The organism is Streptomyces sp. NPDC045899 (assembly GCF_056431485.1).
This window is the reverse complement of record NZ_JBWKKP010000011.1, coordinates 200,840-214,414: the sequence shown is the minus strand read 5'-3', so window position 1 is coordinate 214,414 and position 13,575 is coordinate 200,840. Positions and strand designations below refer to the sequence as shown.

Genomic DNA, 13,575 nt, shown 5'->3' with positions numbered 1-13,575 from the left:
GGCGTTCGGACCGCCGGGCGATGGACCCGGACTTCAGGTGATGAGTCCGGCCTTGCGGCAGGCGGCCGCGTACTTCTCCGTGCAGATCTGGTCGGTGGTGTACATCCCGTCGCGGATGAGGATCTTGAGGTTGTGGACGTCGAGCGCGATGGGATGCAGCAGGACGGCCGGGATGGACTGGCTGGAGCCGCTGTTGACCCGCTCCTTGGCGATCCCGGCGAGCGATTTGCCGCGGCCGAGCGCGACGGCCATCTCGGCGGCGGCGTCGGCCTCGGGCTTGAACGGTTTGTAGACGGTCATCAGCTGTTCGCGCGCGACGATGCGCTGGACGGCGCCGAGTTCGGCGTCCTGGCCGGTGACCGGGGGCAGTGGGTGGATCTTGGCGGCCTTGAGGGCGGCGATGACGCCGGAGGCGAGGCCGTCGTTGGCCGACAGCACGCCCTGGATGTTCTCCGCGCCGAGGGCCGCGATGGCGCCGGACATGTTGAGGTTGGCGTTCTCCGGCCGCCAGCCGATGGTCTCGTAGGACTTGCCGATGGTGACCCGGCCGCGGAGGACCTCCAGGGAGCCGCGTTTGAACCAGTCCGAGTTGGGGTCGGTCGAGGAGCCGTTCATCATGACGATCTGGTCCCGGTGGCCGGGCCGGTGCGGTGCCAGGGCCTTCAGCAGCGCCTGCCCCTGGAGGCGGCCCACCTCGGCGCCGTTGAAGGAGACATAGCCGGAGATGGGCCCCTCGGCGAGCCGGTCGTAGGCGACGACCGGGATGTTGGCCTGGCGTGCCTTGATGACCGAGGAGCGGATGGCCCGGCCGTCGACCGCGTCGAGGATCAGCACCTCGACCCCGTTGGCGATCATGGAGTCGACCTGGTGCTGCTGGGTGGCGGCGTCGTGCTGGGCGCTGGCGTAGTCCACCGTGCACCGCGGGCACAGCTCCTTGATCCGCTTCTTGATCAGGGGCTTGTCGAAGCGGTCGAAGCGGGCGATCTCGTTGTCGGGGAGCAGCAGTCCGATGCGCAGGTTCCCACGGTGGGCCGAGCCGCCGGACTGGTCCACCTGGGCCGCCTTGCCGCAGGCGGCGAGGGTGACGGCCAGGGCGAGTCCGGCCGTGACGGCGATGGCGGCGCGCACACGGTGCCGGGCCGGGGCGGCGGTCATGAGCCCGGCCCCCCGGTCCCGGCCGTGCCGTCCTCGCGCGGGGTGGACAGCGTGATGTCGCTCCAGACCTGCTTGCCCCCGCTGAGCGGCACCGAGCCCCAGGCATGGGAGACCGCCTCGACGAGCAGGAGTCCGCGTCCGCCGGTGGCCTCCCAGTCCACGCTGGTCGGTTTGATGGGGGTCCGGGGCGAGCGGTCGCTGACCGCGATCCGCAGCCGGTCCGCGGTGAGCGTGAGGTTCAGGTGCACCTCACCCGAGGTGTGCACCATGGCGTTGGTGACCAGTTCGGAGGTGACCAGCAGGGCCACGTCCAGTTCGTCGGTCATTCCCCAGGTGCGCAGGGTGCGGGCGGCGAAGCGGCGGGCGTGCATCACCGCGTCGGGCAGCCGCCAGATCGTCCAGCGGACGCGGGTGGGGCGGACCCGCATCCCGTCGTAGCGCAGCAGCAGCAGCGCCACGTCGTCATGGCGGCGGGCGGCGCTGCCGAGCAGTTCATCGGCGACCCGGCCGGGGTCGGAGGGGTCGGCGCGGGCCAGCCGTTCGCACACCTGCCGGACGCCGTCGTCCAGGTCGAGCTGGGCGGATTCCACCAGGCCGTCGGTGAGCAGGACCAGCAGGGTGCCGGCGGACAGGCCGAGCGCGGTCATCGGGTAGTCGGCGTCGGCGACCACGCCGAGCGGGGGCCCGCCCTCGATGGTGAGTTCCTCGGTGACGCCGTCGGGGCGGCGCAGCAGCGGCTGGAGGTGTCCGGCGCGGACCAGCCACGCCTCGCCCTCCTCCATGTCCAGGTCGACATAGGCACAGGTGGCGAAGAGGTCGGTCTCCATGTCGACGAGCAGCCGGTTGGCGTGGCTGACGACCACGTCGGGCGGATGGCCCTCGACGGCGTAGGCGCGGATGGCCGTGCGCATCTGACCCATGATCGTGGCCGCGGCGGCGGAGTGGCCCTGGACGTCCCCGATGACGAGCGCCACATGGCCGTCGGTCAGCGGAATGACGTCGTACCAGTCGCCGCCCACCTCCAGGCCCATGGTGGCGGGCAGATAGCGGGTGACGGCCACACCGCCGGGCAGCACAGGCAGTTTGCGGGGCAGCAGACTGCGCTGGAGCATCGTGGCCAGCTCATGTTCGGCGTCCAGCGCATGGGCGCGCACCAGGGCCTGTCCGACCAGACCCGCGGTGGCGGTGAGCAGGGAGCGCTCCTCGGGGCCGAACTCATGCGGCTCCTCCCAGCCGATCAGGCAGACGCCGACGATCCGGCCGTTCGCGGGGAGCGGCAGGACGGCGAGGCCGCCGGGTCCGATGCCCGAGAGGCCGGGTTCGAGACCGGCACCGGGGGGCCACAGGCTGACGTGGCCCTCACGCATCGTCTCGGCCAGCGTGGGCAGGGCGTGGATCGGCGCGTCGGGGAACTCCGAGCGCCACTGGCTGCGCCACACCTCGGGCCAGGCGGTGGCCTCTGCCGGGGCGAGGATGCTGACCACGAGCTGATCGGCCTGGAGCTCGGCGACCGCGACCCTGCGGGCCCGCAGCGGATCGCGCAGCGCGCTGACCACGACCTGGCCGACGTCGCGGATGGTGGTGGCCCCGGCCAGGGCGGCGGAGAGCCGCTGCACCATGGCGACCTCGTCGGCGGTGGGCCGCAGGTACGACGCCTCCGCGACGACGCCCAGCATCCGCTCGGGGGTGCCGTCCGGCCCGGCCTTGGCCCGGCAGCGCAGCTCCAGCCAGCGCAGCTCACCGTTGGGGCGGCGGATGCGGAACGCCAGCTGTGAGGTGCCAGGTGTCAGCCGACCGGGCTCCACGATGGACATCAGGGCGGGTACATCGTCCGGGACGGCGCTGGCGAGCAGGGTCTCCACCCATCCGTCGAAGTCGTCGGCGGGGATGCCGAAGAGCTGGAGCATCTGGGTGTCGGCGGTCATCCGCCCGGTGCTCAGCTCCAGGACGAACGCGCCCACCTGGAGCCGGTCCAGGGTGGAACCCGCGAGGGACCGCGGGTCCGGCCGTCCGGCGGCCGACAGCGCGGACGCCTCCAGGCCCGCGGCGACGTGGTGGGAGTAGAGCTCCAGGAAGGCGCGGCGGTCGGCGTCGATCCCGTCGGGGGCCTCGTCCACCACGACCAGACAGCCCAGCCCCTTGGCGTCGCCGCCCAGGGGCAGGGCTCCCAGCGAGAGGCCGGCGGGGGTCCCCGGGCCGGGCCCGGCGGGACCGTACTCGGCGAGTTCACGGGGGCCCAGCCACAGCGGGCGACCGGAGCGGAAGGCGTCGGCGACGGGTGAGCGCCCGGTGAGGGGATAGCTCGCGGGGAGGGCGTAGGGGCCGCCGGGACTGCGGACGGTCTCGGCCAGCCTCAGCTCGCCGCCGTCCGCGTCGAACGCGTACACGGCGACCAACGCGGTCCCCGTGAACGTCAGGACATGCCCGGTCACAGCCGCCTGCACCGCCTCCGTGCGCGGGCCGCCGGTCGTCTCGTGGGCGTACCCGAGCTCCTCATCCGCCTCCACGCGGTCACCGGTCATGGCTGGCGTGGGGGCCTTCAGAGCCGCGCCCCCTTCGAAGGGAAAGCGCTCATACCACGAGCATGGCACAGAAGGGATGAACAGGGCATCTCAGCCACCGCCGCCCGGGGCCGCGGCCGGGTCACGGCTCATTTGAACCCGCGCGACGGGAGGCGCATGCTCGGTACGTAAGCGCTCCGCAGGAGTGCCGCGCGGCGCGGTCGTCACCGCCCCGCGCCTCTTCGGGGCGCGACCGAACCGCACCGGACTTCGGCGGGGCCGCTCGGCGCGGTCGCGAGGCTCCAGGGCGCACGGGCTCCGGGACGCGCACAGGACGATCCCCTGAACGGATGGGGGCCCGATGAACGCCGACGACGCCCTGCCGCTGAACCGGCCGCGGGGCTCCGGGGGCCCGCGGACCGTCGTGATCATGGTGGACGAGCTGGGTGTCGTCGCGGGCTGGAGCGCGGGCGCGGAACGGCTGCTCGGCCGCACCGCCGGGGAGGCCGTGGGCCGCCCCGCCGACGACTTCCTGACCCCCGGGGTCGGGGAGCCGTTCTGGACCGCGCGCGCCGAGGGCGACGACTGGCTGGGCGAACTCACCGCGCGGGGCCCGGACGGCCGCCCCCTCATCCTGCGCGGCACCGCCCACCGCTGTGTGGAGGGGGACGCACGGGCCCAGTGGATCCTGGTGGCCACGGCGGCACCGTCGGCCGGACAGCAGGTGCTGCCGCAGGAGATCGAGCGGGCCGTGGTGCACTGGCTGTTCACCCGCTCCCCCGTCGCGGTGACCATCTATGACACCGATCTGCGCTGCCGCTGGCAGAACGAGGCGATGACCCGCCTGACCGGGGTGACGGAGGCCGAGCGGCGCGGCAAGCGGCTGCCGGAGATCCTCTCCGGACCGGACGCCGCGGTCTGGGAGCGGCGGCTGCGCCGGGTGATCGAGACCGGTGAGTCCGCCTTCAGCGGGGAGATGCACGGCCGGGTCCCCGCGGAGCCCGAGCGCGACGCCGTCTTCATCGCCTCCGCCTCCGCGCTGCGCGATCACCACGGGCACACCCTCGGGCTGTGCACGACCGTCTCGGATGTCACCCAGCAGTACCAGTCGCGGGAGCGGCTGACGCTGCTGAAGGAGGCGGGCACCCGGATCGGCAGCACCCTGGACGTGATGCGCACCGCGCAGGAGCTGGCCGACTCGGCCATCCCCCGGCTCGCCGACTGGGTCACCGTCGATCTGCTGGACACCCTGCTCAGCGGGGATGAACCCGGCCCGTTCACCGGGGTGGTGGCGTTGCGCCGGGCGGCCAACCAGTCGGTGCTGGAGGGCACCCCGGAGGCGGTGTGCCAGCCGGGCGAGGTGGACTTCTATCCGCCGTACTCCCCGGCCGTGCGCTGTATGGCCACCGGCCGGTCGGCCATCCACCGCGTCAGCGACCACGACATCAAGGTCTGGCTGGCCCAGGATCCGGCGCGGGCGGCGAAGTTCCGGACCTTCGAGTTCCAGTCGATCATGGGAGTGCCGATCCGGGCGCGCGGGACGACGCTCGGCATCACGATGTTCTACCGGCGGTCCGCTCACCCGTTCACCGACGACGACCGGCTGCTCGCCGAGGAGCTGGTGGCCCGTGCCGCCCTCTGTCTGGACAACGCCCGCCGCTTCGACCGCGAACGCACCGCCGCGCTCAGCCTCCAGCAGAGCCTGCTGCCGCAGGGACTCCCCGTCCAGGCGGCGGTCGAGACCGCGTCCCGCTACCTCCCGGCCGGGGGCAAGACCGGACTGGCGGGCGACTGGTTCGATGTGATCCCGCTGTCCGGGGCCAGGGTCGCCCTGGTCGTCGGCGATGTGGTCGGCCACGGCATCAGCGCCGCCGCCACGATGGGCCGGCTGCGGACGGCGGTGCGCACCCTGGCCGATGTCGACCTGCCCCCGGACGAGCTGCTCACCCACCTCGACGACGTGGTGCTCCGGCTCGCCGCCGAGGGCGAGGGGGGCGGCTCCCCCATGGACCCGGCCGTTCTGGGGGCCACCTGCACCTACGCGGTCTACGACCCGATCTCGCGGACCTGTTCGCTCGCCCGCGCCGGACATCCGCCCCCGGCCACCGTCACCCCGGACGGACGGGCCCGGCTGCTCGATCTGCCCGCGGGGCCACCGCTGGGGCTGGGCGGTCTGCCCTTCGAGTCCGTCGAGGTGCGGCTGCCGGAGAACAGCCTGCTCGCCCTCTACACCGACGGGCTGCTGGGGTTCCGGGAGCGGGAACTCGATACCGCGCTGGACCAGTTGTGCCACGTTCTGGCCGAACCGTCGCGGTCCCTGGACAGCCTGTGCGACCGGGTGCTGAACGATCTGCTCCCGGACCACCCGGCCGATGACGCCGCGCTGCTGATCGCCCGGACCCGGGCGCTGAACCGGGACCAGTTCGCCGTACGGGACCTCCCGGCCGATCCGGCGACCGTCTCCACCGCCCGCTCCTGGGCGGCGCGCCAGCTCGCCGCCTGGAGCCTGGAGGACGCGTCCTTCGTCACCGAACTCGTGGTGAGCGAGCTGGTCACCAATGCCATCCGGCACGCCGACGGGCCGATCCAGCTGCGGCTGATCCGGGACCGGACCCTCATCTGCGAGGTGTCCGACGCCAGCAACACGGCCCCGCATATGCGCCGCGCCCGACTCTCCGACGAGGGCGGCCGCGGACTGCTGCTGGTCGCCCAGCTCACCCAGCGATGGGGCACCCGGCACGCGCGCGAGGGCAAGACCATCTGGTGCGAGCAACTGCTCTCGAACGGCGGTGTGCCGGTGGACGCGACGATGACGCCGGTGCCCTGAGCGGGTGGCCCCCCGGGGGCTCCGGCGGTCAGCGGCGGACGGCGACCGGGGCGCGGCGGCGGACGGTGACCGGGGCCCGGCGGCTCTCCTTCACCAGCGCGTCGGTGATCAGCCGCACGCCCTGGGCGAGCCGGTTCAGCTGGGCCAGCTCGGTGGCGTACAGCTTGATGGTGGACTCGATCATCGTCTCGGTGAACCCGAGGGAGGGCAGTTCCGTACGGCAGGTCTGGAGGGCGACGCGCACCGCGCGGATCTCGTTCTGGAGCTGGAGCCGGGCGTGCCGGGCCAGCAGGAGGGGGTGCCGGGTGAGGGTGGAATACCCCGCGTACCGTGCGGGAAGGAGATCCCGGAGCCACCGGGCCGCCGTGCGCTCCCAGTCGGGGGTACCCGGAGGGGTGACCTGGCAGGGCCAGTCCGCGCTGATCGGGGAGTATGTCTGGGACATCGTCGTCGCCTTCGAGCTGAGGGTCCTGATCGCCGGGGATCAGTGGATATCCGGCGGCCCTGGGCCCAGGGGTTGGCCCGGGGCCGCCGGGGGTGCCCGAGGGGAGCGGACTACCCGAACGGAACACGGTGGGGGCCGACGAGGAGGCTGCCGTCCCTTGGGTGTTCGCCCACATGACTCCCGGGGCTCGCGGCAGCGAGCGCTGGTTCCGGCTCAGCCCCTTCGGGGCCCGGGTGCCATGTGCAGTAAATATATTTACTGCGAAGTAATCAAGGGCATGAAAAGTTTCATGCATGTGAGCTTATACGGACGCCCGTCTCCGGAAGCCGGACGAATGGGGTGGCTGCGGGGGTGCGGCCCGGAGGTGGCGGGACCGCGGCGGCTCAGCGGCCACTCACTGATCGAGGAAGAACTCGTGCTGTTCCGCGGCCTGTTCGTACTTCTCCAGGCGGAACTGGGTGCGCTCGGGCTCGGCGTCCGCCATGGCCTGGAGGATGCCCGCGGAGAGCATCATGGGCGCCGCGTAGGAGTCGAAGACGAGACGTGATCCGGTGCCCGCGGTGAGCGCCACATCGGCCTCGTCCACGAGCGGCCCGTAGGTCAGGTCGGTGATCAGCGCCACCCGCAGCCCCGAGCGGTGCGCCGCCCGCAGCGCGGCCAGCGTCTCCTTGGCGTGCCGGGGCATCGCGAACGCCAGCACCCAGGTGCCGCCCGCCTCCCGGGACTGGAGCAGCGCGTCGTAGGCCACGCTGCCGCCACGGGACACCAGCCGCACATCGGGGTGGATCCGCCGGGCCGCGTAGGCGAAGTACTCGGCGAGCGAGACGGAGATCCGCAGCCCCAGGATGGTCAGCGGCACCGAGCGGGCCAGCTCACGGCCGATCTCCAGCACCCGGTCGGTGTCCACGAACACCCGGCGCAGGTTCTCCAGGTTGGCGATCTCGTTGTCCACCGCCGTCTGGAGCTCGTTGCGGCGGTTCTCCTCCCGGGTGCGCGGTGAGGCGGCGACCGCGCTCAGCGCGATGGGCTGCAACGCCTCGCGCAGCGCGGGATAGCCGCTGAAGCCGAGGGAGGTGGCGAAGCGGGTCACCGACGGCTGGCTGACGCCCACCCGGTCGGCGAGGTCCGTGATCGACAGGAAGGCGGCCTCGGTGAGGTGGTCGGTGATGTACTGCACGATGCGCCGCTGCGCGGGGGACAGCCGCTGGCCTCCGAACAGGGCGCGCACTTGGGCCGCGGGAGGCTGCTCCCCGCCGCCGGGGGCCTCGGGGGCGCGCCCTCCCGGTGTGATCGCGGACGCCTGTGCGCGTGCCTGCTGCCCAGATGGCACCGGTGTGCTCCTTCTCGTCCCATCCCCCCGCTCAACATAGCGGGGAACGGGGCATGACGGGAAACGTGGGAGGGCGCGCGGAAGGCCCCGCGCCGCCCGGAGACCAGGGTCGGCCAACTCGTTCCTGACACCTTGTCAGTGCTATTTCACATTACTATGTTATAGGTCACACGGCAGAACCACCTGCTTCCACCCCCCAACTCATCGGGAGACCAGGTGATCCACAGACCTTCCCCGCGGGCGACCCTGCTCGCCGCGGCCACCGCCGCCGCACTGACCCTGCCCCTCGCGCCGGGCTCGCCGGCCTCGGCGGCTCCCCACTCCTCCCCCGCCTCCGCCGCGCGGCCCGCCGCCGCGCCCGACCCCCGTGCCACCACCGACCGCGCCACCGACCACGGCTCCCGGGTCGAGCGGCTGGGCCGGGCACCCCGGACGACCGACGGTCCCGGACGCGCCACCCGCGCCCGTATTCCCGGCGACAAGGCCACCGGGAAGGCCGGCCGCCACTCCACGGTCCGCGCCCTGGACGGCGCCGTGCCCTGCACCCTGGACGCGGTCTCCGGACTGGACCCGGAGCGCTGGGCCGACTTCCTCGCCGATCCGGCGGTGACCGCCGACGACTGTCTGCGCGGCCTCATCTGGACCTGGGACACCCGGCTGGCCCGGGTCTTCTCCCCCGCCCACGTCCAGGCCGTCTCCCGGCGGATCGCCTCGCTCGCACCGTCCCACGACGGCACCAACGGCAGCCATCTGTATGAGATGTTCACCTATCTCCACGCCGCCGCGTACCACGACTTCTCGCACGACGAGATCGACCTCACCGACCCGGCGACCGTGGACGCCATGCGGCGCGGTATCGACGCGTTCGCCACCGCCGCCCGCACCTTCGACGTCACCCGCACCAACGCCGACTCCCTGCGCGAGGCGCTGTACGCGGGCAGCGCGCCGGGGCTGCGGCAGCACCAGCTCCGGCTCATACCCAAGGTCCTGGCCACCATGGACCGGGACCACCCCGCCACCTCCGGCGACCGCTCCTGGGGCGGCGCCGCGCTGGCCGCGCTGTCGGTCAACTACCTCGGCGTCTACCCGGGCAACAAGGACACCGCCTTCCACCAGGCGGTCACCGCCGACGCGGGATACCGCGGCGCGTTCAAGGCGTTCGCCGGGTACGTCCACCTCAAGGGCGGCGAGAACGCCTGGGTGGTGCGGGACGCGCTCGGCGAGTACGGCCGCTTCGGCCAGGTCGACGCCCTGAAGCCGGCGGTGGTGGCGGACCTCGGCCCGCTGCTGGACACCGCGAAGCGGAACTTCGGCGACGGCAGCCAGCCCTGGGCGAAGATCGTCGGCTGGCTCAACTTCTATGAGGCGTGTGCCCCGTACCAGGTGTGCAAGGCCGACATCGAACGACGGCTCTTCCCGCGCACCTACGTCTACGACAACGGCGGCATCACCGTGCGCACCGCACTGGACGACGCCACCGTCGACCAGCTCTACTACGCGAGCAAGCAGGTCAAGACGCAGTTCCACCGGGTGCTGGGCACCGAGGAACCGCTATCGGGCGACACCAACACCACCCTCACCACCGTGCTGTACGCCTCCCGCGCGGACTACGAGACCTACCAGCCCATCCTCACCGGACTGAGCACCGACAACGGCGGTATGTACATCGAGCGCGGCGCCACCTTCTACACCTATCAGCGCCGGGTCCCGCAGGACTCCTCCCTCTCGCTCGAGGAGCTGTTCCGGCACGAGTACACCCACTACCTCAACGGCCGCTTCGCCGTACCCGGTTATTTCGGCGAGGGCCCCTGGTACACCGGCGACCGCACCACCGCCATGGACGAGGGCACCGCCGAGTTCTTCGACGGCGCCACCCGGGACGACGGGATCCTCGTCCGCAAGTCGCTGGTGCGCGGCATCATCGCGGACACCGCGAACGGCGGCCCCCGGATGACCGTCGCCCGGCTGCTGCACGCCACCTACGACGGGGACGGGTTCCGCTTCTACAACTACGCGGGCACCTTCTTCGAGTTCCTGTGGCGGGAGCGCCCCGCGCTGCTGCGCGAGATGTACGGCCGGCTGCGCGCCGACGACCCCCAGGGCTTCGACGCGTGGCGCGACCGCATGGGCGCGGACACCGGGCTCCAGCGGGCGTACGACACCTTCCTCGACGAGCAGATCGCCGAGGTCGACGATCTGTTCGTCCCCAACACCCGCTACCAGCCCATCGGTTCGCTGCGCTTCGCCACCGCCATGGAGGTGCGCGACGCCTTCACCTCCGCCACCCAGAACACCCCGCGCTGCGAGAAGAGGCGGGGTACGGGCTCCAAGGGGTGGGCCGGGCGGCCGCGCTTCGTGTGCACCGGCCGGATCACCGCGCGGCTGACCGACTCACGCGATCCCGACCGGGTGTTCCGGGAGATGTCCGAGACGGTGGACTACTTCATCCTGGAGCGCAGCCGGAACGGCGGGAACAACTTCGCCGATATGAACTGCTCCTTCGGCACGGTGGAGGTCTGGTCCGACGGTACGGCCGGAACCTCGCCCTTCACGTGCGAGGGGCCGCTGCGCGGTTGAGGGTTTTCCCTCGTGCTGGGGGGAGTTGGGGGTTCGAGCCTTGTGCGGGCGACGACATGCGCTGCATTCTCTACCAGCGAGTAGTGACTCGCGTAGATCTACCCCGCATTCTCACCCCCCAACTCCCCCACAGGAGCATGCCGTGAGCGGTAGACAGCATCCACGAAACCGGCGCATCCGGCGCACCGTGCTGGCAGGCGCGGCACTGGTCGCCACCTGTGCCACCGTCGCGCCCGCGGCGGTGGCGGCACCGAACCAGCCGTCCTCCTCCGGCACCGCGGCCACCTCGGCGGTGGGCCGGATCGAGGACCGTACGGCCCGCGCGCTCGCCGCCTCGCTCGACGACGCCACCTGGCGCACCCACCTGCGCAAGGCGGTGCTGGGCTCGGACGAGGTGGATCTGCGGAAGGCCGCCGGCGCGACCGTGGCGCCGACGGGCAAGCGGCTGACCTCCGCGCTGGCCGACGCCGACCGGCAGATCGCCGCCGCCAAGGGCCTCGGTGCCGACACCGGGTCCCTGCTGCGGCTGCGGCTGGGCGACGACTCCATGCGCGCGGATCTCAAGGCCGGACAGGCCCCGCTGATCGCCGTGGCCTCGAACGACGACCGGACCGGGAAGGTGACCGCGTACGACAGCAAGGGCGTGGCGCACACCCTGGACGCCCGTACCGCGCCCGATCGTCCCGTCTACGTCCTGGACATCGACGAGTCCAAGGCGATGGCGGCCGGAATGCGCGTCCTGCGCGAGGAGTTCGCGGCCCGTGGCCTCTCGACCGCCCGCGCGGGCGGCTCGGCGGCGGACGGGGGCTTCGACTCCACCCGGATCACCGATGTGGAGCTCTCGGAGGACGAGGAGCCCTGGGTCAAGGGCGACGCCGAGATCTACACGCTGGTGACCGGCTTCGGCCAGGACGGCAAGGTCCGGGTGGACCCGGTGGACATGCCGTACCTGGACGAGGACGGCACGGTCTACCACCCGAACCAGATCCTGGTGAACTGGTCCAACTACAAGTACGACCTCGCCGACGCGGTGATGATGGAGGAGGACGGCAGCACCAACTACCGGGACCTCGCCAAGGCCATCGCCGGAGTGCTGCTCACCGTCACCGACCAGGGCGCCTACATCCCGCTGGTGAACGCGGTCCTGGACGCCATCCCGGACGAGTGGTGGACGGACGACCCGGACTACGTCGAGTCCTGGTACACCCTGGCCAAGGACGCCACGGGCCGCCGTGACGGCGCCCGGGGCAACGGCTGGATGTCCCTGGAGCCGTACCGGGTCCAGGGGGCCTGACCTCCCTGACCTCCGTGAACACCCACGGCCCGGGGCGCCTCCGCGTCCCGGGCCGTGCGGTGTGGGGTGGGAAGGGGTGACAGCCAAACTACCGGTCGGTAACGTGGTGGTCCCCGGGCGAGACAGGAGCCGAGACGTGGCCATGCCGGACAGCGACACCGAGGCGTTCTTCGAACAGGTCGCCGAGGAACGCTTCACCCCCACGCCCTTCACCCGGGGCCCCTGGAACCCCGACAGCCAGCACGCGGGCCCGCCGGCCGCCCTGCTGGGGCGCGCGGTCCAACTCCGCCCCGGCTCCCGCGAGGACATGCGGCTCAGCCGCATCACCTTCGAGATCCTGCGCCCCGTCCCGCTGCTCCCGCTGACCGTGACCACCCGTGTCCTCAAGGAGGGCCGCAGCCTGGAACTGGTCGAGGCGTCCCTCACCCCGGACGGCGGCGACGCGGTGATGCGCGCCCGCGCGGTGCGCATCCGCACCGCCCCGGGGGTGGCCCCGGAGGTGTCCCCGCCCGCCACCGTCGCGGGCCCGGAGACCGCCCACGCCGAACCCTTCCTCCCGGTCCCCTGGGACACCGGCTACCACACGGCCATGGAGTTCCGCTTCACCGCGGGCTCCTACCTCAGCCAGGGCCCGGCGACCTGCTGGATGCGGATGCGGGTGCCGCTGGTCGCGGGCGAGAAGATCACCCCCCTCGACCGCGTCCTCACCGCCGCCGACTCCGTCAACGGCGTCAGCAACGTCCTGGACTTCGGGTCCCACATCTTCATCAACCCCGACCTGACGGTCCATCTCCACCGCCACCCGACGGGCGAATGGGTCTGCCTCGACGCGGCGACCACCATCGCCCCCGACGGCCTGGGCATCGCCGAAGCCACCCTCCACGACGCGACGGGGCCGATCGGCCGGTGCATGCAGAGCCTCTTCGTGGACGCCCGCCCGGGCGGCTGAACACCGGCGGTGGAACAGGTGGCACCCGTCCCGGCTCATGCACCACCTCGGTGAAACCGCGGTGCCTAGGCCGGCATCAGGTCCGGGGTCATCAGGGCGTGGACCGTCTTGCCGGTTGGGTGGGTGGAGACGCGGACCGAGGAGGCCAGCCGGTGGACCAGGGGCCAGCCGAAGCCGCCGCCGCCGGAGAGGTCGGGGGAACGCCACCGTGGGGGGCGTGGGTCGCTGTCGGTGACGGCGACCTCCAGGCCGCCGCCGGTATCGGTGAGTTCCACACGGCACACGGGATCGTCCGTGTGGCGGACGACGTTGGTCACCAGCTCGGAGACCACCAGCTCCACGGCGTCACACATCTCGGAGGCCCCGCTCAGGGCCGCTTTTCCGAGGAAGCCGCGGGCCACGCGCCGGGCGCGGACAGCGGCGTCGGGGCCGGTCGTCAGATCAGCACTGACGGTGGTGACGGCTTCGGTCAGCTCATGCGCAGCCGACATCGGTTC

At 72.3% G+C, this 13,575-nt stretch carries 9 protein-coding genes; 4 read left to right on the top strand and 5 right to left on the bottom strand.

Features of this window, described 5'->3' with window-relative positions:
* Window positions 1-33: 33 nt before the first annotated feature.
* Both AC07FT_RS18775 and AC07FT_RS18770 read right to left on the bottom strand, forming a co-directional pair.
* On the bottom strand, window positions 34-1,155 hold the full coding sequence (locus AC07FT_RS18775; protein WP_479177152.1) for a substrate-binding domain-containing protein: 1,122 nt from the start codon (window positions 1,153-1,155) through the stop codon (window positions 34-36).
* Window positions 1,152-3,587 (bottom strand): SpoIIE family protein phosphatase, encoded by a 2,436-nt coding sequence (locus AC07FT_RS18770; RefSeq protein ID WP_479177208.1) that lies wholly within the window; start codon window positions 3,585-3,587, stop codon window positions 1,152-1,154. The genes AC07FT_RS18775 and AC07FT_RS18770 overlap by 4 nt, the downstream gene beginning before the upstream one ends.
* A gap of 430 nt (window positions 3,588-4,017) precedes the next feature.
* On the opposite strand from AC07FT_RS18770, the gene AC07FT_RS18765 reads away from it, so the two are divergent.
* Window positions 4,018-6,483 (top strand): SpoIIE family protein phosphatase, encoded by a 2,466-nt coding sequence (locus AC07FT_RS18765; RefSeq protein ID WP_479177151.1) that lies wholly within the window; start codon window positions 4,018-4,020, stop codon window positions 6,481-6,483.
* Between the two features lie 28 nt (window positions 6,484-6,511).
* Here the strand turns inward: AC07FT_RS18765 and AC07FT_RS18760 are convergent, their stop codons facing one another.
* On the bottom strand, window positions 6,512-6,928 hold the full coding sequence (locus tag AC07FT_RS18760) for a hypothetical protein (RefSeq protein ID WP_479177150.1): 417 nt from the start codon (window positions 6,926-6,928) through the stop codon (window positions 6,512-6,514).
* Between the two features lie 394 nt (window positions 6,929-7,322).
* Window positions 7,323-8,258: a MurR/RpiR family transcriptional regulator gene (locus tag AC07FT_RS18755; protein WP_471193443.1), complete on the bottom strand. Its 936-nt coding sequence runs from the start codon at window positions 8,256-8,258 to the stop codon at window positions 7,323-7,325.
* A 216-nt stretch (window positions 8,259-8,474) separates the two neighbouring features.
* Here AC07FT_RS18755 and AC07FT_RS18750 point away from each other — a divergent pair, with 216 nt between their 5' ends.
* From AC07FT_RS18750 to AC07FT_RS18740, 3 genes are all read left to right on the top strand, one after another.
* Window positions 8,475-10,835, top strand: a complete 2,361-nt coding sequence (locus AC07FT_RS18750) for a collagenase (protein WP_479177149.1) — start codon at window positions 8,475-8,477, stop codon at window positions 10,833-10,835.
* Between the two features lie 142 nt (window positions 10,836-10,977).
* Window positions 10,978-12,129, top strand: coding sequence for a DUF3103 family protein (locus tag AC07FT_RS18745; protein WP_479177148.1), 1,152 nt, complete (start codon window positions 10,978-10,980; stop codon window positions 12,127-12,129).
* A gap of 142 nt (window positions 12,130-12,271) precedes the next feature.
* Window positions 12,272-13,078: a thioesterase family protein gene (locus AC07FT_RS18740; RefSeq protein ID WP_479177207.1), complete on the top strand. Its 807-nt coding sequence runs from the start codon at window positions 12,272-12,274 to the stop codon at window positions 13,076-13,078.
* A 65-nt stretch (window positions 13,079-13,143) separates the two neighbouring features.
* Here AC07FT_RS18740 and AC07FT_RS18735 read toward each other — a convergent pair whose 3' ends face one another.
* Entirely contained in the window at window positions 13,144-13,569 is a 426-nt protein-coding gene (locus AC07FT_RS18735) for an ATP-binding protein (RefSeq protein WP_479177147.1), read from the bottom strand.
* Window positions 13,570-13,575: the final 6 nt, after the last annotated feature.